The organism is Bacteriovorax sp. PP10 (genome assembly GCF_035013165.1).
GTDB classification, from domain to species: Bacteria; Bdellovibrionota; Bacteriovoracia; order Bacteriovoracales; family Bacteriovoracaceae; genus Bacteriovorax; species Bacteriovorax antarcticus.
This window is the reverse complement of record NZ_JAYGJQ010000001.1, coordinates 1,714,943-1,738,625: the sequence shown is the minus strand read 5'-3', so window position 1 is coordinate 1,738,625 and position 23,683 is coordinate 1,714,943. Positions and strand designations below refer to the sequence as shown.

Genomic DNA, 23,683 nt, shown 5'->3' with positions numbered 1-23,683 from the left:
AGAGTTTATGGATAAAAAATAAAAGGTCAAACGAATTTACATTCAGCAGGAATCTCAGACTCACTCCCTAGGGAAACAGCAAGAAGTCCTTGCTTAAAATTTGATAGAATATTTCGATTTTTCTCTCTGAAAAAAGCGCGAATGTTAGGTTTTGCAAGAAAGTAAATTTATTTGATTTCCCCTAGCGACTGGTACATACTATTGTCTTGAAAGTAAGCAATGTCGCAATACCCAGAGATTTAAAATGAGCAAGTTTCTTTTTATTAATCTTACCTCAACAGATGATGACTCTTACACAATAGGTCCTTTGACACTATTAACATCTCTGAAGTCAGCGGGGCACGATTGCGATTTTTACGACAATATCATTCACTCAAATACAAGATTGGGGTCTGCTCTTTATTTCGAAGATAATTTGGACAAAGATTTAGAGCTTCACGAGCTTCCTGATAACCTACAGAACATCTTTGCAGATATCGCCAAAGTCATTACTCCTGAAACGAAAATGATAGGTTTCTGCGTTTTATTTTCAAATTTCCATGCTGCTATGTTTTTTTCAAAAGCACTAAAGGCCCTTTACCCGAATGTTTTAAACATTTTTGGTGGCCCATTGTTCTTTTTCCCGGAGCACTTCGGGTTAAATAACATGGAGAAGCGTCCCTATATCGATAGTTACGTCAAAGGAAAGGCCGAAGAAACAGTACAGGAAATCTTCAAGGCCGATTTTGATTTTACCAATTTAAAGAATCTCAAAGGACTTTGTTTTAGAGATAATACTGATTCATGGCACATCGACGCAACCATTAATCAATTCACAGAATTTACACCAATCTCTTATGAAAACTCGGCGAATGTTGGGTACGTTAACACTTCTTTCTCCGTTGGTTGCCCTTACAAGTGCACTTTCTGTACGCAAGATGACTACTACAAAGACTACATCCTTGCCCCTGTTGAAAAGTGTATGGAGATCTTAACTCCCCTTAAAAATAAGTTTGTCTATGTTACAGATGCTCTTATCAATGCAAACCATATCTGGCTTAAGAATCTTTGCCAGAAGATGATTGATGATGAACTCAATATTAAATGGGGCAGCTGGTTTCGAGTGGCGGGTCAGTTAAAAAATAAAGACTACCTCGAACTTCTTTATGACAGTGGATGTCGTAAAATCAATTTTGGATTTGAGTCTGCATCTGGGCCCGTATTAAAGCACATGATGAAGTACTCCAATGAACAAGGGATCTATCAGATCTTCAACAACATCAGACAGCTTATCAAAGAAGGCAAACCAATGCAGGTTGGGATTAACGTTCTTATTGGCTATCCGAATGAAACAGAAGAAGACTTTTTAAAGACCTGTAAGTTTATTCTTTTTAACCAAGACATCATTAACTTTGTGAACTCTTGTAATCTTGTTTCAATCGCTCCTCATGGAAGACTTCACAAGATATTACAAAAAAATAATGAGATTAACTTAATTGATGGTGAAAACTGGGCGACAGCTCAAAGTAATCCAGCAATTCGCTTTAAAAGACTAGAACACCTGCAAGCTCTCTTGAAAAAAATTAAGCTTGAATCTTCTAGTTATCATACTGCTGAGAAATTAAGAAACTCTCCTCCTGAGACTTGGGCCACGTTCACTCCAACGCCTCCAGAGCTTCTCATCCCAGCAAATGAAACAAAAGGTTTAGATTTTATCGCATCCTAAACTACTAACAAGTGTCATTTTTGCTTTAATATCTGCAAAGTTCTTAGTCGCTGTCATATTGATTTCTTTACATCTATTTGTAAGGTTGCCGTCTTGATCACTAAGCGGTGCTGAATAACTATCATAATTATAACCTGGAGCCTTCAGAGCAGGAACCCCGTCCCCTTTCATGAAATCACAAATGTCCTTAACTCCGGCCGTAGATCTATAAGAATTCGCTAACTGTCTTTTAACCTGAGAAGCATTACTACAAATTTCTTTTTGAACTTTGGCCTTCTCTGCATCACTTTTATTTCTCCAAGAGAAAAAGCTCTTTTTATAAAGTGATGTGTGTTGATCGACAAGGTCATCGAGTACACCGGAAGCTTCTTTCAATTCTTTCCCTGCTGTTTTAAAATTATTTTTGGCAAAAGTATCGAAGCGACTACCTAATAAATTTCGACCTAAGTTGGTCATCGATTTAGCAGTATTTAAATTTGCCATAGGATTAATATCTAACAAGCTATCAATAGCATCAACTTGCTCAACAACAACCTTATTACTTTCTTCAATGCTACGGATTCTTTGCAGTTCATCTGTATAAGGAGCGATCTTCTTAGTATCTTCCTGAACATTTCTAAAAAGAATATCAGACAAGGTAACAAATTTTGCAGAAACAGATGATTGGAACTCTTCACTCTCACATTTAGTGTAGATATCACCATCGGCCATTGAATCAATAGAGCTTAAGCTCTTACAGTAATAAACGTATTTTTTTTCTACTTCATCAGTAGAGCAACCATATCTTGAAGATAGATTTTCCAATGCAAAACTATCACCACTGGCCTTAGAGTCATTATAATTGTTTAAAAGGCTTAAACATTGTCTCTGTGATTTTGGTTTATCAGCGGCAGCGGCAAGTTCAACTGAGAATTCCTGTAGCTTATCAACAGATGATTTTAACTGATTGGCACAGCCTTTAAGATTTAACTCATCTTCTGTTAATACAATCTTCTTTTTGGGAACTTCTTTTTCTTTTAATCTTTTTTCAAATGGGTCACTGTAAATTTTGTCATACTTTTGGGCCAGATCTCTAAAAGAGCATAGATCACTTATATAACGATCGGCCTCAGTGGCCTCTTTCCCCATTTCATTTTTAGATTTTCCAAATAGCCAGCCTCCTAAAGTTGAGACTAAACGCCCGGTAGCTGCGGCACCTGCACCGATCAGAGCAACCACTGGATTAAAAGTGGCAACTGCAGCAGAACCACCTTCGACAGCACTAATAAGCCCATTACCAATATTAGTCACTTCATCATTGCTATTGCTAAACGTACACTGCGCTTCAATCATAGAGCGAAGACCAGACGTTGCATTGACGGTAGTACTAAGTTTATTTTCTAAGTCGGTCTTTTGTTCTGGAGTAAGCTCGGCGGTCGTATCCCCAACCATGACCTGGAGGCTTTTGGTCTGCTCTAAACTTTTATTAAAATTTTGAAGATAAGTAGCACACTCGGCCTTCTTTTGATCTGACATACCGGCCGATAAATTTAAACTATTAGAGCTCGGAAGCAATCCTGCCATCTGTGAGTCTTTATCAACAAAAGGGCACTTCTCTCCAACCTTTTTGGCCATCTCTTCTCTTTTAAATTGATCAGGCTCTGTCTTAATGGCCGTGAGCATTTTATTTTCTTCTAATAACTGAAATGGTTCAGCTGCTGTCGCAAGACTGCAATTCATTATAAGAATAGCTGGTAAAATAATATTAATTTTTTTCATTCAGCTTCGCCTCTCGTATCATTTTTTGAACATCATATTTATCTGAAGTCGTCACAATTAAAGTAATCCCATCTTTCCAGAAGAGATGAGTCATATCTTTTGATCCCATCCATGAGCAATGTGGTAGTGCGGCTTGAGCATCATTGGTAAAATTGCCTAAGCTTGCATCCATTGATTTGCTAACATCAAAGACTTCACTACAATATTTTTTGAAATTTTGTTTCTCTAATTTATCAGTGACAACTTTAATGAATCCAAAATTTGGTTTTTGAGCACCCTTCACTTGAAAGCGAGCGCAGCCTAATTTCTGATTATAACAAAACTCACTCCATTCAATATTGGGAGCTTTAGCAAAACTCAGATGATTTGAACCTGCTGGGATTTTGATAAACCTAGTAGATTTTGGTGAGGCCCATGAAGTTTGAATACAAAACATCATGCTCATTAAAAAGATAAATTTAAACTTAATCATTAAGTAACATCCTAGATATCTAGTTAGATTACACGTACTGTTTTAGTTTATATTTAGTATGGAAAAGATAATAGCTGGTAGATTTTTCATTTATCTCAGAAGTTTCTCTGATTTAGGTAGGTTACATTTCCCCTACTATTTAGGTCTGGCATATAAGTTGCGTAATACCTCTGTGAAACGATGAAATCATGCCCTTCTACTATGTTAGAGCTGATAAAACTGTGTAACTTTTCGACAGTGCTCAGACTTTTAGACATTGGTATTTGGGAAAGGAACATTATGCTTAAATCTATTATTTCACTCCTATCGCTGACGTTCACTCTTAGCTCTTTTGCGGCGTCACCTATCGACTTCATGACTTTCCCAGATAGCTTTGAATGTAATGATAAATTCCCCCATTACAGCTTCTGTGATGCTGTTGAATTCAAGCCCTGGACTGAGGCCGAGAAAGATAAAATCAAAAGTATCCTCAAAGAAATAGACCGCCCTGAACTGGCCAATTTTTATAAAACCATTAAGGAAAAAGGAATTACAAAATTTCATCGTGTGACTTATTCGTCTACATGGTTTCCGAACTCTAAAATGAGAAGAGCTGAGTTCATCAGACAAAAAGAGAACACTCTTATTTGGGTAAATCCGACAACGAACGTTATTGGAATAACTGATAAATTCTTTGGTTCAAATAACTTTATTGATCCTTATACAAAACTTCCAAGAGACACTCATGCCATTCTCCATGAACTTGCTCACGTTTTTGATATTGCCCAAAAGCATATTTCAAGTGAGATCAAGTCTGACCTGGGATGGTCTTGGGATGGGAAAAATGACTTTATTAGAGATATCGATTATCAGAAATCGCAAGACGAGTTTAAAGAGATCTTAGTTTATATTGAACAAGACAATACGAATAAGACTTATTATGAAGATCGTATTCGTGGAGTTAAATACGGTTATCCAACACTATACTCGATGACAAATAGTCATGAATGTTTTGCTGAATTGATTACGTATTATGTTTTAGATCCAAAAGCTAAAGAATATATGAGTCAGGATATTCAGACGAAACTAAAGGAAATCTTACAATAATTTTTTTAAAATTATTTTTGATCTTTCAAAGCTTTATACTGAATGTCTAGATTCGCTGTTTTTCTCTCGCTATATCTATCGACTAAAAAATCAGAGACATCACGAGTGAGGTAGGTAAATCTCATTAATTCTTCCATTACATCAACGACTCTATCTCTATAAGAAGAAGGCTTCATTGTCCCATCTTCATTAAACTCATTAAATGCTTGCGCCACTGAGGACTGATTAGGGACTGTAATCATTCTCATCCATCTTCCAAGGATTCTCATTGTGTTGACTGCATTGAAAGACTGACTACCGCCAGATACTTCCATAACGGCCAGAGTCCTTCCTTGAGTCGGCCTCACAGCGTTTAATGCCAGTGGAATCCAGTCAATTTGGTTTTTCATGACACCCGAAATATTGCCGTGAAGCTCTGGGCTAGACCACACGTGAGCTTCTGACCATATACTTAAATTTCTCAATTCCTGTACTTTGGGATGATCGATAGATCTGCCATTATCAAAAAGTGGCAATCCTTCTGAGTCAAAAAATTTAACTTCGGCCCCCATATGAGTAAGGATTCTTCCGGCCTCCTCAGCAAGCTTTTTACTATAAGACTCTTTTCTTAATGATCCATAGAGAATGAGAACTCGAGGAGCATGAGTTGAAGTCAAAACTGAATTATCTTTTGGTTTTAAATCAAACACTACATTATTTAAAAACATATCACCCTCTAAGCTACGGCATTATTAAAAAAGTATTTTTTGCGAATCCAAAAAGAGACTTTGACTAAAGCAATAAGAACAGGCACTTCAACTAAGGGCCCTATGACCGCAGCAAAAGCGGCACCATGATGAATTCCAAATGTCGCAATAGCGACAGCAATAGCAAGTTCAAAGTTATTTGAGGCCGCAGTAAAAGAAAGTGTTACTGATCTCTGATAATCGGCCCCTGCTTTTTTACTCATAAAAAAAGAGAAGAAAAACATAATGAGAAAATAGATAGTCAATGGAATGGCAACTCTGATCACATCCAAAGGCAACTCAACAATTTTTTCTCCCTTAAGTGAGAACATCACAACAATGGTGAATAATAAAAAGATAAGAGTTATTGGACTTATTCTTGGTAAAAAGTTTTGCTCATACCAAACAAGACCTTTTGACTTTACAAGTATGAGCCTCGTTAGAAACCCTGCCAAAAATGGAACACCAAGGTAAATTCCTACAGATTTTGCAATATCTAGCATTGTAAAATGAACTTCAAAGCTCTTCATACCGAAAAAGCCAGGAAGATAGGTCATAAAAAAATAAGCATAGATGGGAAAGAAAATAATTTGAAAGATAGAATTGAAGGCCACTAATCCCGCACAATACTCTGAACTCCCCTCTGCTAATTGGTTCCAGACTAAAACCATCGCAATACATCGAGCAAGTCCAATTAAAACAAGTCCCATCATATAATCTGGATAATCTCTTAAGAAAATGAAGGCCAAAGCAAACATTAACAGTGGACCAATAACCCAATTTTGAACAAGGGATAGAAATAAAATTTTTTTATCTTTAAAAACCAATCCTATTTCTTCATATTTAACTTTTGCCAAAGGTGGATACATCATCAAGATCAGGCCAATCGCTATTGGGATGGAAGTTGTCCCTACTGACAAAGAGTCCAGAAGCTCTGGAACATGTGGTTGACTATAACCAATAAAAACGCCCATGAGCATTGCTAGAAAAATCCAAAGAGTTAAATAACGATCTAAGAAAGATAATTTTTTCATTACAAATAATCCTTTAAATTCCTTATAGTCTCATGAATCTCATCTCTAACCTTTCTATAGACTTTTAAAATGTCATCTTCATTAGTCATGTCTTTAGTTAAGGCAGGAGGGTCTTGGAAGCCAAGATGAATAATCTTCCCGCCTGGATAATAAGGACACGTTTCTTTGGCAGCATCACAAACAGTGACAACATAATCAAACTTAATGCCTGGAAGTTCATCCACTACTTTAGAATAGTGGGTAGAGATATCGACACCTATTTCCTGCATGACTTTAATCGCTCGAGTGTTCATTCCATGTTTTTTTGTTCCAGCGGAATAAACATTAAACTCTTCTCCCCAGTATTGACGGCACAGACCTTCGGCCATTTGAGACCTGCAAGAATTTCCAGTGCATAAAAACATTATGTTTTTCTTGTTCATCCTCTATTCCTTAATTTTCTTTGGTTTGCATCCAGTGACTGAATCAAAGCACTCTTGCACTTTATATTGTTTTACGGAATCAATTCCAGAATCACATGCACAAGATAACTGGACGAGACTGTCCTTCATTTTTTTAAGGGCGCTGATTTTATTTTCAATTTCGATGATTTTTAATTCAGTTTTGCTTTTAACAACAGAGCAGGTGTTGCGAGGTTTTACATTGAGCTCTAAAAGCTCTTTGACTTCACTTAGCGTGAAACCTAAATCCTGGGCCTTTTTAATAAAGATGATTCTTTGAGCATCTTCTTCATTATAGGTTCTGAATGTATCGGTTTTTTTAGGTTCACGAAGAAGTTCCTTCCTCTGATAGAAACGAACTGTCTCCACGCCTACTGATGCCATTTGTGCTAATTTACTGATTGTTATTTTTTCCATACTTAATCTTATCCTCCGTACCATGGTACGGAGTCAATGTTTTAGTAAGTATTTCAAAAAAAAGACGATTTTACCCGACCAAGATTGAATCCTAATCGCGGATGAATCCAACAAAAGAAGCGACAAATCCAGACTCTCCTTTAATTGAGACAAAACCAATCATCTGATTAAGAGATTTATCGAAGAACTTTCCTTCATAATGAAACATTAGATCAGTTGGACGTGAAGAATTTTTGGGTACCAGTAAATCAAAAACGATTTTTTCATCGTTCACGACTAAGTTTGAAACTTTACCATCAAAGTCATTTGGAACATGCATGTCACCAGTCAGTACTCCATCGGCATCTTTATTGATCACCAGGATATCAACAAACTCTTGTTCATCAAAGTACAGGTGGATTCCATAAGTTGTAACAGGGGCCGTTATTTCAGCGAAGGCCACGTTGACAGTTAATAAAAGAAACAAAATACTGATACTTAACCTTTTCATTGCATTCTCCAGATCCAAAGATTTTCAACTTTATATCTATTTTCTTTATTGAATAAAAGTGAATTAATGTTATAAATATATAACCTATGGATATAGATCGAGTTCGATACTTTCATGTTTTTGCAGACACAGGCTCTCTTGTCAGAGCTTCAGAAGTTCTGCATATCTCACAACCTGCCCTCTCAAAGGCCTTAAGACTTCTTGAATCTGAAATAGGAATCAAGCTGGTTGAGACAGACGGGAGAGGACTAAAACTAAGCGAAGCTGGAAGAACTTTTAGATCTGAGACATCTGCTCTTTTAGATAGCTGGTTAAAAATTCCTGAAAAAATTAAATCTTCTGAAAAATGGACTCCTACAAAAATTGGATCATTTGAAGTCTTCACCACTTATTTTTTAGGCCATCTTTCGGATTCACTAAATCTTGAAGGCCTTGAAGTGCATGAACTTGGTCCTGGTAAACTTGAAGAGGCCATTGCTCATGGACAAGTTGATCTTGGAATTACCTATGTCCCGGTTCCAAAAGTCGGAGTTGAATTTTTAGAAGTCTCTAAGATCAGCATGGGTGTATTTGGTATTTCTAAAAAGTTTAGCAGCATTGATTTTTCAGATCTTCCCTTTGTCATTCCACTGCTTCCGAGTGAAGGAACTCCTTCAAAAGTTATCGGACTTGATGGATGGCCCGATCACCGCTTTGAACGCAAAGTTAAGTTTCGAGTGACAGTGATGGGCTCTGCTTTAGAATTGTGTCGTAAAGGAATAAGTGTGGCCTACCTTCCGCGCTTTATTGTTGAGCTCTATAATAAAAGTGTTCAGGCAGAATTTAGACTGTCTGAATTAAAATCTCCTATACCAATGAAAGAGCGCTCCCAAAGTGTTTTTATTATTTATAAAAAAGGCAGTACTGAGACGACTCTTCACCGCCAAGTGGCCAAATGCCTACGTTCATTAAGCTAGTATCCTGATATAAATCCAATCCAAACTTGTCCGATAAAAATAATTCGCCATTGTTTTTTTGTAATCAGCATTAAGGAAAGCTTATGATTCCTAAATATGAAAAAACAAGCTAACATCTTGGGATGAAATATAGATTTCACATTAATGCTCTATCAAAGCTTATCGCTATTTTAGTTTGTTTTTCGCTTATCCAAATGGCACAGGCAAAAGATCTTGTACGCCTGACTGCTGGAGAATGGGTTCCCTATATCTCGGAAACCCTCGACCACAAAGGTCTCATCTCTCAAATTACCGAAGAGGCCTTTGCTCTTCAAAATATAGAAATGAAATTGGGAATTTTTCCGTGGGAACGTGCTTATCAGCTTTCGAAGTCAGGTCTATGGGATGGCACAATTGCTCTTTCTAAAACAACTGAAAGAGAAAAAAATTATCTTTTTAGTGACCCGATCTACACCGGGAAATATGTTTTTTTCCATTTGAAATCAACATCCGTCAAATGGCAGAACTATAATGATTTAAGTAAACTAAGAATTGGTGCTGCCCGTGGCTTTGGTGGAATGGGACAAGAGTTTTTGTCTGCTGAAGAAAATAAAATTATCAAAGTTGATCGTGTGACGACAATGCTTCAGGCCTTTAATATGCTACTTTTAGGCCGCGTACAACTTGTCCCAAGTGACCTGGAAGTTGGGTATGTGCTTCTTAATCAAAACTTTGATAAAAAGAAAATTGAACAAATCACTCATAATAATCATGTCATCCAATTGACCAAGTATCACTTAGTCATGACCAAAGCATCTCCTAAAAGCGCCGATCTGATTAACAAATTTAATTTGGGATTGAAGACGCTTAAAAAATCTGGAAGATATAATCAGATCATTAAAGAATTCTACCAGAAGAAAATTTATCAGGATTTTCTTCCGGCCGACTACTTAACGTCTGAGATGAATGGACTGAGAAAAAATTATCCTTAAAGAGTTCCTCTCATAAAATCCTGATAGAACATCAAGTACTGAGCTTTAACATTTGGTATCTCACGTGTTCCAATCCAATTAGCACTGCCATCATTAAAGGTCTGCCAAAGAAATGGCATGACAACTTTGATATTTGAATTGCTTCTCACGATCTGACGGTAACCTGGAATTTGAGCAAGAATATTCTTCTCCCCTGTTTTACTCCCATCTGAAACAGGATGTCCTGATTGAGGAATGGCCATCAGGTAGCGCTTTTTTCCATCTTTAACAGTAGCTTCATTCATCATTGTTGAAAGTTTATTAAAGTACCAGCTTACCGACTGCCCACCACATTCCATTTCAGCATTGTAACAATCAAACCCAAACCAATCAAAACTTGGAAAAAGACGGTTACCGGTTTTAACTTCATTTGTTGTGAAAATAACTCCGATAGGGATAGTTGGAAATTTAGACTTTAGAAATCGTCCCATCGTCTCTTGAGCATGATATGTTTCAGCGGCACTTACACCGTGAGCAGCACTGTTAGCATAGGGCTCATCTAATCCATAGAAAGCTGCAATGGTTGCGCTATATTTTTGAATAATAGGTTCAACCGTTTTAAATTTTTCTTTGTAGTCGGATTTCAAACGAAAATCATTATCTAAAAAAAGATAGTCGAAAGTAATGACGGCCTTCACTCCTCTTCTTTCACAATCAGCAAGCTTAGCTTCAAAGTTACCTGCAGATTTAATAAAGATTAAGTTACTGCTTGTCCAAAGTTCTGAAATGTAATCTCCTGAACCGACACCATCCATAGCTCCAGCATAATATCCAAAATACTTTTTCCCATCGTCTGGTGTTTTAACCACTGAGGGAATTCTAATTTCTGTAACGTATCCTAGAGTTCCCTCTTGCTTCCATCCTGTGAAATCAATTTTTTCACTTGGAACAACTGCGATATGAAGACTTGATTTTAAATGAACCCAACGAACAAGTGGAACCAGGCCAGATTTTGCAGTAGTTGAAACATTTCCTAAAGAGCCTTCGTTAGTATGCCCTTCACAATTAGTGGCCGTACTTAAAAAGTGAGTGCGATTAGTTCCATTTGAAAGACAACGAAATAAGGGAGTCGTTCCACCTGCACCTACCGCGAGTGTTCCGAAACGTGCTTCATCCGGATAGTATCCAGCTTTAGGGCCTTCTACATCACTGACTGAAAATAAAAAATCATTTCCATTATTGCTACGATAGATAATCGGACCTGCAGTATATTCTTCGGCCGGCGATCCAGTTATTGGTTGTGTGGTTCCGGTATCAGGTGAATTGGTATTTGGATTTGAGACAACGGGATTAGAAGTTTGATTAATCTTGATTTTTCCTATGTCATTACCGCAACCAAAGCTTGCCGCGAGTACGAAGACCAACATCGAAATTTTTGCATTGAATTTCATCATTTCACCCCTAATAGTAGCTATTATAATGCATTAATTAAGTCGGTAAAAGGGCCCTAAAACTGCCATTCCCCTATGAGGAGGCAGGATGATGGCCAAGGAAGTGTCTTAAATTAGGCAGAAGACCAATTTGACGACAACCAAGGAAAGTTCTTAGAATAAGTGAAATGAAAAAATTGATTTGAAGAAATATCTTTGGGATAAAAAGCTCCCATCCAAAGATGGGAGCAAGAAATTAAAATAGAATTACATCGTTCCTAATTTTTCACCATGAATGTCTTTACCGTATGAACAGTTTTCATCATGCAGGTCTTTGCGTGCTTCTTCCAAAGTACCTTTTTGTCTAGGATCAGAAGGTCTGTTATGAGAGTTCACATAAAATGCTACATCCCACGCTTCTTGATCAGATAATTTATTTCCCTGACCTAAAGGCATGTTGGCCTTAATAAAACCAGCAGCTGTATTTATCCTGTGCATTCCAGCTCCCCAGTTGAAGGAGTTTTTACCCCATAGTGGTGGAAACACTGTTTTGCCATTTACGTATTGGCCATCGCCATCTTTTCCGTGACAGATCATGCAGTTTTTTTGATAAACAGTTTCACCTGCTTCCCATGTCGGCTCACGTTTTGGTTTTTTTAAATCCAGATAGACTCTTCCTGGAAGTGATTTACCAACAGGTGTTCCAGTAGACATCCAATACATGTAAACCACTAATGCTTTCATTTCTGGAGCATCTACGGCCGGTGCTTTTCCATTCATGCTGTACATGAAGCAGCCTTGCATTCTGTTTTCAATCGTATCAACTTTTTTCGTCTTAGATCTATAAGCTGGATACATTCCGTAAGCTCCCCACAGTGGTGCAGAGTTCGCAAGTCGTCCGGCATCTAAGTGGCAATTCACACAATTAAGTGAATTTCCAACATAAGGTTTTGCATGAGTCTGAGTGTCCATGAAAACATCTCGACCTAACTTCACAAGCTTTCCAAAATCATTATCTGGAATATCTTTTTCTAGCGGTGGTTCAAAGTACGTAACTTTTTTTGCAGCATGTGCTTCTAATGAAATAAATGAACAGACTAAAATCAATAATAGTGTATTTGCTTTCATTATTTAACCTCTGCTGTTTTTACGTCAGACAGTGAACTTAAGTACTCGCTGACAGCTTCAATTTCTTTTTTGCTCAGTTTTTTAGCAATCGTTTTCATGAGCATTTCAGGATCATTATTTCTTGCCCCTTTCTGCCAATTAGTAAGCTCAGTTGTCAGGTAAAGTTTTCCTTGATTCACAAGTGGAGGAAAAGTTTCACCTACTCCAACAGCTCCCGGTCCATGGCAAGCAAAACATGCTGGCACTCCCTTACTCCAGATTCCTCTTTCAGCAATTATTTTTCCTTCAGCTAATTTTGTAGCTGATGTACTTTTTTCTACTTTAGAGACAACCGGCAGTTGAGAAAAATAGGCCGCAACACTGGCGATGTCTTCTTCCGTTAACTCTTTTGCTATGGGGTTCATAACATCACTGATTCTTTTTTTACCTTGTAAATCTCTTAGTTGTTTTGTGATGTAAGCAGAATTCATTCCTGCAAGACTTGGGAATCCTTCTTCTTGCATCCCTTCGCCATTCTGCAAATGACAAGTCATACATGGTAGAACACCTTTTTCATTTCCTTCTGCAACTAACTTGCGACCTACTTCAACGCGAGAATCGGCCATCGCAGTTGAGCATAGTAGCGAGATAAGTATTAATTTTTTAATCACAGACTCTCCTAATTTTATGAGTAAATTAAATATAATTATAAAGGGATTTCAGGAGAGGTCAAAGCTATTGTGGGATATAGGCGCTGCGCTTGATCATCTTAAGTATTTTTCAGCTTTCCAAATTCCGAGCAGACTCATTCCTGAACTGCGAGATATAATCTTTTCTCCTTCTAAAAACAATGTAGTTGGTGTTGAGGAAATACTTAAATCAAAACCTATATCTGCAGCATCAAGAAAGGTGAATGGATAATTGTTTGTCGACACAAACTTTTTTATATCAACTAATGTCTCAAAAGGATTAATAGCAAAAATTTGAATTGGTTTAATTTTACCTGACTCAACTGATGAGCGAAGTCTGGCCATTTCTATTTTACATGGGCCACACCATGATGCCCAAAAGAGAACTATAGATCTACTTTGCGGAGGAAATTTTACCAATGATTGTTTTTCGCTATTGATGATGGAGTAATCTTTAGATGGGATATTTATTAAATCACTGCCTAACAAAGAAGTTTGATAGAACAATGCGACTCCAAGAAATACTAAAAACCACTGCCTCATTTTTTACTCGCAATTATTTTAAGCAGTTTCTCTTTCGCTAATTCTTTTGCATGTTTTGAAGCGACATAACCAAAACTATTTTCTTTCGTTTTAATATTCTTCTCTTCAACATACTGAGCGAAAATCACTCTATTATTCCCTTTTTCAATCCATCCGATAAACCAACCACGCTCATGAGTTTTATCTTGAGATCCATCTTTATAAGTCAAATCCCCTGTTCCTGTTTTCCCATAGAGTTTCCAGTTATCGGGCAGTTCTTCAAGATAAAAAATATTGCGTGTAGAACGAACAGATTTTTCATCTATCGGAAGTTTTGAATTAAGAAATTTTTCTAAAAATTGTATTTGTTCTTCAGGAGAGATTTTCAAAGAACTCGTGATCCATGAAGATGTCAATCCATCTGGTTTGCGTTTAACACCAGAAACATCCTGATTCCCATAATTAAATTTTTTCACATAGCTTTGGAATTTTTTCATTCCTAATTTTTTAGTTATATATTGGCTATACCAGACGCAGCTATTTTTTATCCAGCTCGTAGGATCCTGTGGTTGCTTCCAGCTCTCGATATTGTCCGCGTATCCTTTAACAAAGGGAATCACTGGATGAGTTTCATCAATCAAAATCCCTTCATTAAATCCCATTAAACTAATTGCTAATTTAAATGTAGATTGAGGTGGATGCCTCTTCGTGCATTCACCAGTACTCGTGATTTTGTCGTTTTCTTTTGTAATAAAACAACGATCATCTGCTTGAGCAGAATGAAAAAGAACTTGTAAGCTAATGATAATGAACAAAGAGAATTTCATAATTGCTCCAGGATGGTCAGCAACTATTATCACCATAAGAAAATGATGATTCAACTTTAAAGAGCACAAAAAAATCGTTGGAGCATTGAGTTGCCCCAACGAAAATATATATCATGCCCCGCGAATAACGCTATTTAATTTCTCAGAAACCACTTTAAGCTCATCTGACTTATCAAGAATCACCTGCGACGATTGCGCCGCCTCTGATGCCATATTCGAATTTTCTTGTGCCGCTAACTCCAGCTCGGCAATGGCCTTACTGACTTCAGAAACACCTGCTGCCTGCTGCTGAGAAGCTGAATAGATCTCATCTACCAGACTTGCCACTTCAGACGAGTTCACAAGAATTTTATCTAAAACGTCTGCACATTTTTCCGCTGTTTTTACTCCAGTACTTACTCTGTCTTCAGCTTCCGCAATAAGAACTGTTGTGGCCTGCTTATTTTTATTAATAATATCTTCAATCTTGTGTGAACTACTTGCCAGAAGCTCAGAGATCTCCTGTGATGAAGTCCCACTCATCTCTGCAAGCTTTCCTACTTCTTCAGCAACAACCGCGAATCCTTTTCCTTGTTCTCCAGCTCTCGCAGCTTCAACTGAAGCATTGAAAGATAAGAGTTTCGTTTGAAAAACGATGTCGTTAATCACCTTTGTCTTATCTGAGATCGTATTGAAGATATTAATAATTTCCTGAATCTCAGTATTCGAACGGTTTGATTGATCTGAAATCTTATTAGTCGCCTCTCTGATCATATGGATCGCTTTAATAACATCTTCAGTGGCCCCTTTACCATCGTGAGCAGACTGGCTTGAATGCTCAGACGCTTCCTTCCCTCGCTTGGCAGAAGTTGTGTTACTTTGAACCATGGCATTGATCTCATCCATGGCCGTTGCTGTTTCAACCAATGCGGCCGACTGCTCTGTTGATGAGCTTGAGAGTTTTTCTGAAACCATTTTTAATTTATTAGAATTTTCAAGAAGGATATTCCCCGTCACTCCAATGTCATCAGCAGCAAGTGTAAGCGGCTTCGAAATTGACTGGGCCATGATAAAAATAATAATAGAAATAATAAGAATAGATAAAACTGAAAGAGTTATCTGAATTTTTGCCAGAGAACGCGAACCTTCCAATACTTTTGCTAATGGGATCGCGACAACCAGAGACCATGACTTATTCGAATCTCCAAGAGAAATCGGTGTCGTTATATAATGATACTCTTCTCCCTTTTCATTAACTTGAAATTCTATAGCTTTCTTTTCTGCCACACCTTTTTTAATCTGATCCATGATGAATTGATCCTGTAATGGCTTCATCACCACACTTTTATCAGGATGAGAAATAACATTCCCTGTACTATCAATCAGAAATGCATATCCTACATCATAAGGCTTAATACTATTTACTAAATCGATAACTGTATTTAGTGTAATATCCACAGAGACGATACCAACAAATTTATTATCTAAAATCATTGGGACAGTCGGAGAAGTTAAAACTAATTTTAATCCATCGGCCGTTGTGTATTCATACGGCTCAATCATTAATTCCTGTTTTGTTTTCTTAGGAATAAGGTACCAATCCCCAATTCCATCCTTTTCCATATCCGCTTCCTGAGAAGCTGTTGTGGGGTCCATGATATAGCTGTCCCCATTCTTGCGATACCAGTATCCAAGTCGCCCACTGTCGTTTTCGCCATAACGTTTTTTTGCCGCCAGGTCATTTCCATCGAATGCATTGGGCTCCCAGAATGTCCCTGAACCATAATAAAAATTCTTATCAGATAAAGCATTATCTCTGATCATGTCGACCACGATCTCTCTATTTTGAGTCAGTCCTCTTTTTTTCATATTAAGAAATGTATCTCTCAGAGTGCGAGCACGAACGAATGCTTTTTCTACATCGCTATGAATAGAGTTAGCATAATCTCTGGAAATATAATTGGCCTTTCCAAGAGCTTCCTCTTTAATCAATTGAGACGATTTAATGTAGCTGTAAACCGTCATGAAAATTAAACTCACCACAACGACAGAAATAATTGCAATGGCCATTCGAGTACGTAAATGAAATTTATCCAACATATAATTAACCTTAAAATAAGAGTTATGCCTATATCGGTTACTTCCAAAAACATGTAACTCAAGAAATAATTAAGCTATGAAAAATGATTTGGTTGGGTAAGTTTACTGAATGACCAATTTATTATTGCAAATAGATGGATGAGAATTGAGTTCATATTTATTAAACATCTTTTGTATTTTTCCATTCTTAATCATCAATGATAATTGATCTCTAAGCACGGCACCAAGTCTTGCATCTTTCTTTGAAAAAACGAGTATCTTCCTATTAAAAACATCTACAGGTGTTTCTACTATTTCCAGATTAAATAATTTGTTATTCCGAATGATATAATCTGCAAGAGTGTATCCTATGACTAAAAAATCAACTCTCCTCTTTGAAAGCTTCAAAAAATTGAGGACAACATTATTTGCATTCTCGACACGTATCTTTTTTTGATCATACAATTTTTGAATATTGATATTTAATTGCCCATTAACGACTGATGTGGACAGACCTGTAAGATCGTCTAATTTTTTGATGTGTAACGGTTTATCATGCCGATAGATAATGACATTGCAATCTTTTGAAATTTCTTGAGTCCATAAGAATTTCTTTTCGGCCATATCATCAAACCATACAGGATTAACAAAAGGGACAATCATCGCAAAATCCTTTCGATCAAAAATAATTTTTAATCTTCCGCGAGTAACAAAATTTGCAACGAAATGATATTTTCCTTTAAAGGTTTCATTGAGCTCCTTAACAAAGTCAAACACCAATCCCTCGCCCTTTTCTAAATTAAGTACATAGGGTGGCGAATCATAAGGCGAATAAACTTGAATACTCTCTTGGGCCACCAAATCCAATGAATAAAAAAGTAAGAATAGTATTAAATAGAGTTTCATATATAAGTTTGCATACGCTAAATTTTACGATCATGGGAAAAATTAAGAACATTCTAACTCCATTATGAAGCTTTTATTAAATAAAAAATGTCTTTTATAGTTTAATTGGATATACTTCTTAAAATATTCTTATAGTGGAAAAGTGGCTTGATCAAAAAAATACTACTCATCATTTTTTATATTTTTGGAAGTCCTGTCATTGCAGCAGACACGAATAATTTTATATTCCCTAAGGGCAACCTTCTCATGCTGGCCCCACCTGTTATTAATAAAGACTATTTCTTACTGGAATTTGGATTTATAACTGAAAAAAAAGTTAAAGATTCTACCTACAATGCTTATGTGACGGGCTCTCTTTTTCAGGATTCTTTGAATCAAAAAGATAAATTAAAGGCCGGTGGACTGGGTTTTAAAGGAGGGGTCATGATACCTACTCAACCTTGGATTCCACTCCTTTTCACGATGTCCTTTGGTTTTGCCAAAACTGTTTTACATAAAAATCCATTTCTAGGCCGTGATGATACAAATGCCGGCAAAAAGGATATGGTTCTTCTGGAGGCAGGGGCCCTTTATCGTTACAATAAATACTTCCTTCGACTTGCTTATCAGGTAAGCAATGTTAGCTATTTTAAAAGGCACACCATCCTAACATTTGGGGTGAGTTATTAAAATTTCACTTTTTTTCATTTTAATTATTTTTTCATACTCAGTAATGTCTGAAGATATTTCCGTCGGGCCTCCGACGACTCCAGCGATAGAGACGACAATTGAAGAAGATATCAATGCTTCAAATGAATATATCGCAACGAAATGGGATCAACTCAATCGAAGAGTTGACACTTTTTTTACAAATCAGGGGTCTCAGTCATCTAAAACCAAAAGTAGTATTTTCTTCTATTCCAGCTTTTATAAAAAAGAAGGGCAATCACTAGATACCAATTATGATTTTCAAGTAAGGTTTGATTTACCTAATACGACTAAAAAATTGAAAATCGTTATTGAAAAGCAACAAGATGAAATTAGTAACGCGATTAGCGATACATCCGTATCAAGTAATCGAGTCATTACAAAAGATGGGAAAGTTATAAATGCGAATGAAGAATCGCATTATACGGCCGGCGCAAGTCTTCTCTTAAAACAATCAAAGTATTTTGCCAGCTTTTTTAATTTTGGAATCAGGCTTGATATGCCTCTTAATCCTTTTGCTAAAATCGAATTGCGTAAAGATATTAATGCTCATTTTTTAACAATCGGTCTGTCTCAAAAAGTCATCGTCTACCGCCAGCAAGGACTTGAGAATATCTCTCAGCTTGTTTTGACTAAGAAATTAAACAGTACCTTTCAGACTGACTTAATCAACTCTCTCGTCTGGACAGATGAGTCTGACACTCTTGTTCTTCGTAATAACTTTGTTCTTACTCAAATCATAGGCGAAGAAAAAGGCCTGGCCTACTCTCTTGGTGCCAATGCTAAATTCTCACCTACATTCTACTATGAAAGCTATGATGCCTCTGTGAGTTACAAGCAACTTCTATATATGGATTGGCTCTACGCTACATGGACACTTGGGGTAGACTTTCCTAAGTCCAGTCATTTTAATGATGAGAAATTTGTTCAGTTTAGAATCGATATCTTCTTTAGAGAGAAAGGTTAAAACAATACCAGACTATATCACTCTTGCACCTTCTATGAGAGAAACAATTTTAATTTACAGTTCCCTTTGAATGTACCGATAGACCTGTAGTTCTAAAAATTACAAAGGGGTATCACATGGGTAAAGTAGGTCTGTTACTATTAACATTGCTTCTTGGGCCGCAAGTTTTTTCAAACAATGCACTAGCTGCTTGCGTGAACAATCCAACTAATCAACCGAACTCTACTTTCCCTGCACTGACAGGAAAACTCGTCTACCACTCATACGTGACTTACGGTGATGGAACTTCTCAAATGTTTCTTTATGATTTTGCAACTCGCACTCTGACCCAATTAAGTAAATCCTCATGGGGAATTTCTGATCCGATGAATGCGCACATCTCTCCAGATGGAAGCTCTATTGTTTTCATGGGAATTCAAAATAATAGCTGGAACCTTTATCTTTGGAAGTTAGGTTCAAGTGCTCTTCCTACTAACCTGACAAACTCAAATGGTAATACGAGAAACGAAGATCCAAAATACTCTTTTGATGGCTCAAGCATTTTTTACAAACAAAATGGCGACATCATGAGAATGAATCTCACAACCCGCGCAGTAGTTAATCTTACGAAGAATGCGGCCACTATTGAGAACTCTATGCCCTATCCCTCTGTTGATGGAAACACAGTGTATTTCGCTGAAGGCGACAATGAAAACTCAGGAATTTTCCAGAAGAACTTAGTCACAGGTGTCACTTCACCATTCAATGTTGAACCTGGAATTAATAATTACTATCCAATCGTTCGCGATGCTAACACGGTCTTTTTCACAAAATGGATTAGTGCCACTGTTGAAAATGATCAACTCTATACTAAAGGGACAGCTCCCGGAGCAGTGGCCGTTCAACTTTCAATCAACGACTGTCTTTCAAATAACTCTGATGCTGCACCAGTGGGATCTGATAAGGTTATTTTTTCCAGCACGACTGAAGGTGGATATCAGCTTTACTTAGGAGATCTTGCAACAGGAAAACGTTGGAGCCTCACTCAATTTGGTATTAATGCTGGATCGACAAAAAATAAGTTAGGAGCACATTACTATTCAGGTACTGTCACTCCACCAACTCCTCCGACACCTCCGACTCCTGAAACAATTCTTCTCTCAAACAATAAACCAGCAACAGCGTCTTCAAGTTACAATTCAAGTTTTCTTCCTGCACTTGCCTTCGATGGAAACGCAGCAACTCGTTGGGATAGTATTGAAGGATCAGCAGCTGGAACTCAATGGTTAAGTGTAGACCTTGGAGTTCAACGTACAATTAATGGTGTGACATTAAACTGGGATGCGGCCGCAAAAGCTTATACAATCCAGACTTCAAATGACAACGTCAATTGGACGACGATTCATTCACAAACGAATGGTAAAGGTGGGATTATCAAAATAACAAATCTCACAGGAACAGGTCGCTATGTCAGGATGTACGGAACACAACGCCTGACTAAATGGGGTTATTCACTTAATGAATTTCAAGTTTTTGGTTACTAATATCTAAGGCCCCTTTCCAGGGGCCATTTTTTTCAATCCTCGCATCGAGCAAAGACTTTCATAACCGCCTCTTTTATCATCATCTAAAGAAATGGAGTTATGCATGTCGATTAAAATACTTCCAATGACTATTCAAGATATGGAAGATGTTTCCAAAGTACAAAAAGAAACCTTCACGCAAGATCTATGCGAAGCTCACTCTGTACTGCTCAATCGCTTTGAAATATTTGGACAATACTTTCATGTGGCAAAAAATGGCGAAGAACTTCTTGGTTACATGATCGCGTTTCCCTGGAAGTTAGGAGAAACTCCGGTCAACAATCAAAACTTCCCTAAAATGCTTCCAACTCCTGATTGTTTTTTTATTCATGACATCACTCTGCTTCCAGCAGCACGAGGAACTGGACTTGCCCGTGCCATGATCGAGAAGGCCTGCGAGACAGGAAGACTTCTAGGATTTAAAACAATCTCTTTGGTGGCCGTTGCTCAATCAGGTAACTATTGGGATAAAAATAATTTCCTGGAATACTTAGATATCACGCCAGAAAAGAAGAATGCTCTCATTGCTAATTATGGACAGGGTTCAAGATTGATGTCGAGAGTTCTTTAAATACCTTATCAAAAAGGTGGGCCTTTGAAATCGCCCTTATTTTTTTAAAGATAATTTATATAATCCATGCATAATTAATCTATGGAAAATAATTTTACAGTATTAGTAATCGACGATGAAGCACCTCTAGAGAATATCTATACAAATTTTCTTGCCAAGATTGGTGCTAAGGTAACATTCTGTGATCACCCACAAAAAGGATGGCATGCCATTGATAAAGAGAAATTTGATCTCATTATCACTGACCTGAGAATGCCTGCGATAACCGGTGATGAGTTCATTACTATTGTCAGAGACTCAAAATTAAACGCCCACACTCCTATCATTCTATGTTCTGCTTTTATCAATAAGCTGGTTCTCACTGAAATGAGCAGAGAGAGTAAAGTTTATTTCCTCAATAAACCTTTTGATAGCAAGACACTTTTTGAATTAGTCACTAAGGCCACGGGTTTAAAAGAAACGACTTCAGTAGAAAACACGGCCCTTAATGAAAGTTGGCTTAATTCTTTTGCCGAGAAATTATCGACCGTCACTGGTCAGCCCGCAAAAATTGAAAAGATTAATTCTTTCGATTTATGGAATTTCGAATCAATAAGCATCACCATTTTTAGTCAGGAAGCGGCCGGCCCACTTTCGGTTAACCTTCTGATGAAAACTAAAACTTTTTTAAAGATCGCTGGAAACATTCAAGGAACTCAGTATAAAGAAATTGAGTCCGAGAACCTTTCTGTATGGCAGCAGTTTTTCAAAGGCATTAATCAAGGTGTCGTGAAGATGACTTGCTCAAACGTCTTGAGTCAAAAGATTCTTCTCTTCCCTGGCCAGGTTCCTGCATTCTATAAAGTCACATCGGCCCATGAAGAAATTTTAATTTATTTGAATTAGACTTCCCTTGCCTTCTTAATCTTTAGGAATATGATTTTCATATGAAAATATTAAAACTCATTCCTCTCTTTCTTCTTATTTCTCTTTCAGCTTTTGGTTCAGAACTAAGAGTCGGCGATCCGGCAAAACCATTTAAGCTTCAGACTCAAGAAGGAAAACCATTCGATTTAATGTCAAGAAAAGGAATGTGGACTGTTCTCTACTTTTTCCCAAAAGCAGAAACACCAGGATGTACAAAACAAGCTTGTAGCTTCCGCGACAACATTAAAAAAATTCGTGTACTAAAAGCAGAAGTTTTCGGTATCAGTACGAACTCAGTAAAAGACCAGGCCGACTTTGCGAAAGCTCATGCCTTAAACTTTACATTACTTGCTGATGAAAAAGGTGAAGTGACAACTGATTACGGATCAAAGCTTCCTCTTCTGAATATGTCAAAAAGATGGACATTTATCATTGGGCCAGACTTAACGATTTTAGATATCGCTAAGGATGTTGACCCAATTACAGATGCTGAAAGAGTGGCCACTAAAATTAGTGAACTTCAGAAGAAATAAAATCAGAAATCGCTTTTATTAGTGCTTTGGGGTTCTCTCTGGCAATCGAGTGTGATGCTTTTTTAATCACACAAAATTCTGATTGCTTAATCATCTTATGATATTTCTTTACTGTAGATGGTGTCGCCTCATCGTGCTCACCACAGATAAGTAGCACGGGCATCTTCAATTTCTTTAACTTGGAAGCTCTCTCATAAGTTTTTAAAGTACCAGTCGCTTTAAATTCCGACGGCCCCCACATATACTCATAAACTTTTCCACCACTTATATTTGGCTTCTTACTTTTCTTACGAAGTAATTTTCCGTCACGTAAAACATGTCTCAAGTAATAGTCAAACACGGCCTGCTTATAAACCTTAGAGTCGGTAGCTTCGATCTCATGACAGTAGTTAATAACCTTCTGGGTATTCTTAGGTAATTTTTTAATTAAACCAACAGCATCCTTTTCCCAGTCTTTTGTTGAAAATAAGGGTGACTGAAAAATAATTCTTTCAATCCTCGGATCTTCTTTTTCTAAAAAATATTCAAGTGCAAGAGTTGTCCCCCATGAAGCTCCCATTAAAATAAAACTATCGAGCTTCCATGCTTTAATTAAAAGTGAAAGCTCTTCTACGAATGTATCAATCGTCCACAACTTCTCGTTGATAGCAGAACTTTCCCCGCCACCGATTTGATCATACATATAAACATCACGATCTTTTGCCAGGCCCTTCAAAGGTAAAAAGTAGTTATGAGTTCCGCCTGGACCACCATGAAGAAAAATGATGGGAGTTTTTTTGTTTTTAATTTTTGATTTATGTAAAACGTAAAAAGTTTTTCCGAATTTATGCTTAATGTAAGACATACGATCTCCATGAAATTGATAAGATCTATTATCCATAAATA

At 37.2% G+C, this 23,683-nt stretch carries 25 protein-coding genes; 10 read left to right on the top strand and 15 right to left on the bottom strand.

The window, feature by feature from the left end; translation table 11 throughout:
- Positions 1-244 precede the first annotated feature (244 nt).
- Positions 245-1,705 (top strand): B12-binding domain-containing radical SAM protein, encoded by a 1,461-nt coding sequence (locus tag SHI21_RS08555; RefSeq protein WP_323575934.1) that lies wholly within the window; start codon positions 245-247, stop codon positions 1,703-1,705.
- On the opposite strand, the gene SHI21_RS08550 is transcribed toward SHI21_RS08555, so the two are convergent.
- Both SHI21_RS08550 and SHI21_RS08545 read right to left on the bottom strand, forming a co-directional pair.
- Positions 1,685-3,463: a hypothetical protein gene (locus tag SHI21_RS08550; protein WP_323575933.1), complete on the bottom strand. Its 1,779-nt coding sequence runs from the start codon at positions 3,461-3,463 to the stop codon at positions 1,685-1,687. The two genes, SHI21_RS08555 and SHI21_RS08550, sit on opposite strands and share 21 nt — an antisense overlap.
- Entirely contained in the window at positions 3,450-3,935 is a 486-nt protein-coding gene (locus SHI21_RS08545) for a hypothetical protein (RefSeq protein ID WP_323575932.1), read from the bottom strand. The genes SHI21_RS08550 and SHI21_RS08545 overlap by 14 nt, the downstream gene beginning before the upstream one ends.
- Positions 3,936-4,214: 279 nt before the next feature.
- On the opposite strand from SHI21_RS08545, the gene SHI21_RS08540 reads away from it, so the two are divergent.
- Positions 4,215-5,021, top strand: coding sequence for a hypothetical protein (locus tag SHI21_RS08540; protein WP_323575931.1), 807 nt, complete (start codon positions 4,215-4,217; stop codon positions 5,019-5,021).
- A gap of 11 nt (positions 5,022-5,032) precedes the next feature.
- On the opposite strand, the gene arsH is transcribed toward SHI21_RS08540, so the two are convergent.
- The 5 genes from arsH to SHI21_RS08515 all read right to left on the bottom strand — a co-directional run bounded on the left by arsH (position 5,033) and on the right by SHI21_RS08515 (position 8,127).
- Positions 5,033-5,728 (bottom strand): arsenical resistance protein ArsH, encoded by a 696-nt coding sequence (gene arsH / locus SHI21_RS08535; RefSeq protein WP_323575930.1) that lies wholly within the window; start codon positions 5,726-5,728, stop codon positions 5,033-5,035.
- Positions 5,729-5,736: 8 nt separating this feature from the next.
- Positions 5,737-6,780, bottom strand: coding sequence for an ACR3 family arsenite efflux transporter (gene arsB / locus SHI21_RS08530; protein ID WP_323575929.1), 1,044 nt, complete (start codon positions 6,778-6,780; stop codon positions 5,737-5,739).
- On the bottom strand, positions 6,780-7,202 hold the full coding sequence (locus SHI21_RS08525; protein ID WP_323575928.1) for an arsenate reductase ArsC: 423 nt from the start codon (positions 7,200-7,202) through the stop codon (positions 6,780-6,782). Before SHI21_RS08525 ends, arsB begins: the two co-directional genes overlap by 1 nt.
- 3 nt (positions 7,203-7,205) lie before the next feature.
- Positions 7,206-7,637: a MerR family DNA-binding protein gene (locus SHI21_RS08520; RefSeq protein ID WP_323575927.1), complete on the bottom strand. Its 432-nt coding sequence runs from the start codon at positions 7,635-7,637 to the stop codon at positions 7,206-7,208.
- Between the two features lie 91 nt (positions 7,638-7,728).
- Positions 7,729-8,127: a hypothetical protein gene (locus SHI21_RS08515; RefSeq protein WP_323575926.1), complete on the bottom strand. Its 399-nt coding sequence runs from the start codon at positions 8,125-8,127 to the stop codon at positions 7,729-7,731.
- An 86-nt stretch (positions 8,128-8,213) separates the two neighbouring features.
- Here SHI21_RS08515 and SHI21_RS08510 point away from each other — a divergent pair, with 86 nt between their 5' ends.
- Together SHI21_RS08510 and SHI21_RS08505 are read left to right on the top strand one after the other, a co-directional pair.
- Positions 8,214-9,083: a LysR family transcriptional regulator gene (locus tag SHI21_RS08510; RefSeq protein WP_323575925.1), complete on the top strand. Its 870-nt coding sequence runs from the start codon at positions 8,214-8,216 to the stop codon at positions 9,081-9,083.
- Between the two features lie 122 nt (positions 9,084-9,205).
- Positions 9,206-10,054 (top strand): substrate-binding periplasmic protein, encoded by an 849-nt coding sequence (locus SHI21_RS08505; protein ID WP_323575924.1) that lies wholly within the window; start codon positions 9,206-9,208, stop codon positions 10,052-10,054.
- Here the strand turns inward: SHI21_RS08505 and SHI21_RS08500 are convergent.
- The 7 genes from SHI21_RS08500 to SHI21_RS08470 all read right to left on the bottom strand — a co-directional run bounded on the left by SHI21_RS08500 (position 10,051) and on the right by SHI21_RS08470 (position 17,572).
- Complete coding sequence (locus SHI21_RS08500) at positions 10,051-11,487, bottom strand: hypothetical protein (protein ID WP_323575923.1); 1,437 nt, start codon at positions 11,485-11,487, stop codon at positions 10,051-10,053. The two genes, SHI21_RS08505 and SHI21_RS08500, sit on opposite strands and share 4 nt — an antisense overlap.
- Before the next feature lie 243 nt (positions 11,488-11,730).
- Positions 11,731-12,591 carry a c-type cytochrome gene (locus SHI21_RS08495; protein WP_323575922.1) on the bottom strand — a complete coding sequence of 287 codons (861 nt, stop codon included), beginning with the start codon at positions 12,589-12,591 and terminating at the stop codon, positions 11,731-11,733.
- Positions 12,591-13,241 (bottom strand): c-type cytochrome, encoded by a 651-nt coding sequence (locus SHI21_RS08490; RefSeq protein ID WP_323575921.1) that lies wholly within the window; start codon positions 13,239-13,241, stop codon positions 12,591-12,593. Before SHI21_RS08490 ends, SHI21_RS08495 begins: the two co-directional genes overlap by 1 nt.
- Positions 13,242-13,334: 93 nt before the next feature.
- Complete coding sequence (locus SHI21_RS08485) at positions 13,335-13,766, bottom strand: TlpA family protein disulfide reductase (RefSeq protein WP_323575920.1); 432 nt, start codon at positions 13,764-13,766, stop codon at positions 13,335-13,337.
- Between the two features lie 32 nt (positions 13,767-13,798).
- The gene (gene blaOXA, locus SHI21_RS08480) at positions 13,799-14,608 is read right to left on the bottom strand and encodes a class D beta-lactamase (RefSeq protein WP_323575919.1); all 810 of its coding nucleotides are present in this window, start codon (positions 14,606-14,608) and stop codon (positions 13,799-13,801) included.
- 111 nt (positions 14,609-14,719) lie between these two features.
- Positions 14,720-16,687 (bottom strand): methyl-accepting chemotaxis protein, encoded by a 1,968-nt coding sequence (locus SHI21_RS08475; protein WP_323575918.1) that lies wholly within the window; start codon positions 16,685-16,687, stop codon positions 14,720-14,722.
- Positions 16,688-16,789: 102 nt separating this feature from the next.
- Entirely contained in the window at positions 16,790-17,572 is a 783-nt protein-coding gene (locus SHI21_RS08470) for a substrate-binding periplasmic protein (RefSeq protein ID WP_323575917.1), read from the bottom strand.
- Between the two features lie 147 nt (positions 17,573-17,719).
- Between SHI21_RS08470 and SHI21_RS08465 the strand changes: the two genes are divergently transcribed.
- The 6 genes from SHI21_RS08465 (at position 17,720) to SHI21_RS08440 (ending at position 22,798) form a co-directional block, all read left to right on the top strand.
- Positions 17,720-18,241 carry a hypothetical protein gene (locus tag SHI21_RS08465; protein WP_323575916.1) on the top strand — a complete coding sequence of 174 codons (522 nt, stop codon included), beginning with the start codon at positions 17,720-17,722 and terminating at the stop codon, positions 18,239-18,241.
- A gap of 43 nt (positions 18,242-18,284) precedes the next feature.
- On the top strand, positions 18,285-19,226 hold the full coding sequence (locus SHI21_RS08460) for a hypothetical protein (protein ID WP_323575915.1): 942 nt from the start codon (positions 18,285-18,287) through the stop codon (positions 19,224-19,226).
- 116 nt (positions 19,227-19,342) lie between these two features.
- On the top strand, positions 19,343-20,749 hold the full coding sequence (locus tag SHI21_RS08455) for a discoidin domain-containing protein (protein ID WP_323575914.1): 1,407 nt from the start codon (positions 19,343-19,345) through the stop codon (positions 20,747-20,749).
- Between the two features lie 103 nt (positions 20,750-20,852).
- Positions 20,853-21,359: a GNAT family N-acetyltransferase gene (locus SHI21_RS08450; protein ID WP_323575913.1), complete on the top strand. Its 507-nt coding sequence runs from the start codon at positions 20,853-20,855 to the stop codon at positions 21,357-21,359.
- 81 nt (positions 21,360-21,440) lie between these two features.
- Positions 21,441-22,244 (top strand): response regulator, encoded by an 804-nt coding sequence (locus SHI21_RS08445; protein WP_323575912.1) that lies wholly within the window; start codon positions 21,441-21,443, stop codon positions 22,242-22,244.
- A 41-nt stretch (positions 22,245-22,285) separates the two neighbouring features.
- Complete coding sequence (locus tag SHI21_RS08440) at positions 22,286-22,798, top strand: peroxiredoxin (protein ID WP_323575911.1); 513 nt, start codon at positions 22,286-22,288, stop codon at positions 22,796-22,798.
- On the opposite strand, the gene SHI21_RS08435 is transcribed toward SHI21_RS08440, so the two are convergent.
- Positions 22,776-23,678, bottom strand: coding sequence for a proline iminopeptidase-family hydrolase (locus tag SHI21_RS08435; protein WP_323575909.1), 903 nt, complete (start codon positions 23,676-23,678; stop codon positions 22,776-22,778). The genes SHI21_RS08440 and SHI21_RS08435 overlap by 23 nt on opposite strands.
- Positions 23,679-23,683: the final 5 nt, after the last annotated feature.

What these genes read in the sequence shown, in the direction of transcription:
- SHI21_RS08555 (WP_323575934.1), top strand. Translation starts at nt 245, where the DNA reads ATGAGCAAGTTTCTTTTTATTAATCTTACCTCAACAGATGATGACTCT.
- SHI21_RS08550 (WP_323575933.1), bottom strand. Translation starts at nt 3,463, where the DNA reads ATGAAAAAAATTAATATTATTTTACCAGCTATTCTTATAATGAATTGC.
- SHI21_RS08545 (WP_323575932.1), bottom strand. Translation starts at nt 3,935, where the DNA reads ATGATTAAGTTTAAATTTATCTTTTTAATGAGCATGATGTTTTGTATT.
- SHI21_RS08540 (WP_323575931.1), top strand. Translation starts at nt 4,215, where the DNA reads ATGCTTAAATCTATTATTTCACTCCTATCGCTGACGTTCACTCTTAGC.
- arsH (WP_323575930.1), bottom strand. Translation starts at nt 5,728, where the DNA reads ATGTTTTTAAATAATGTAGTGTTTGATTTAAAACCAAAAGATAATTCA.
- arsB (WP_323575929.1), bottom strand. Translation starts at nt 6,780, where the DNA reads ATGAAAAAATTATCTTTCTTAGATCGTTATTTAACTCTTTGGATTTTT.
- SHI21_RS08525 (WP_323575928.1), bottom strand. Translation starts at nt 7,202, where the DNA reads ATGAACAAGAAAAACATAATGTTTTTATGCACTGGAAATTCTTGCAGG.
- SHI21_RS08520 (WP_323575927.1), bottom strand. Translation starts at nt 7,637, where the DNA reads ATGGAAAAAATAACAATCAGTAAATTAGCACAAATGGCATCAGTAGGC.
- SHI21_RS08515 (WP_323575926.1), bottom strand. Translation starts at nt 8,127, where the DNA reads ATGAAAAGGTTAAGTATCAGTATTTTGTTTCTTTTATTAACTGTCAAC.
- SHI21_RS08510 (WP_323575925.1), top strand. Translation starts at nt 8,214, where the DNA reads ATGGATATAGATCGAGTTCGATACTTTCATGTTTTTGCAGACACAGGC.
- SHI21_RS08505 (WP_323575924.1), top strand. Translation starts at nt 9,206, where the DNA reads ATGAAATATAGATTTCACATTAATGCTCTATCAAAGCTTATCGCTATT.
- SHI21_RS08500 (WP_323575923.1), bottom strand. Translation starts at nt 11,487, where the DNA reads ATGATGAAATTCAATGCAAAAATTTCGATGTTGGTCTTCGTACTCGCG.
- SHI21_RS08495 (WP_323575922.1), bottom strand. Translation starts at nt 12,591, where the DNA reads ATGAAAGCAAATACACTATTATTGATTTTAGTCTGTTCATTTATTTCA.
- blaOXA (WP_323575919.1), bottom strand. Translation starts at nt 14,608, where the DNA reads ATGAAATTCTCTTTGTTCATTATCATTAGCTTACAAGTTCTTTTTCAT.
- SHI21_RS08475 (WP_323575918.1), bottom strand. Translation starts at nt 16,687, where the DNA reads ATGTTGGATAAATTTCATTTACGTACTCGAATGGCCATTGCAATTATT.
- SHI21_RS08470 (WP_323575917.1), bottom strand. Translation starts at nt 17,572, where the DNA reads ATGAAACTCTATTTAATACTATTCTTACTTTTTTATTCATTGGATTTG.
- SHI21_RS08460 (WP_323575915.1), top strand. Translation starts at nt 18,285, where the DNA reads ATGTCTGAAGATATTTCCGTCGGGCCTCCGACGACTCCAGCGATAGAG.
- SHI21_RS08455 (WP_323575914.1), top strand. Translation starts at nt 19,343, where the DNA reads ATGGGTAAAGTAGGTCTGTTACTATTAACATTGCTTCTTGGGCCGCAA.
- SHI21_RS08450 (WP_323575913.1), top strand. Translation starts at nt 20,853, where the DNA reads ATGTCGATTAAAATACTTCCAATGACTATTCAAGATATGGAAGATGTT.
- SHI21_RS08445 (WP_323575912.1), top strand. Translation starts at nt 21,441, where the DNA reads ATGGAAAATAATTTTACAGTATTAGTAATCGACGATGAAGCACCTCTA.
- SHI21_RS08440 (WP_323575911.1), top strand. Translation starts at nt 22,286, where the DNA reads ATGAAAATATTAAAACTCATTCCTCTCTTTCTTCTTATTTCTCTTTCA.
- SHI21_RS08435 (WP_323575909.1), bottom strand. Translation starts at nt 23,678, where the DNA reads ATGGATAATAGATCTTATCAATTTCATGGAGATCGTATGTCTTACATT.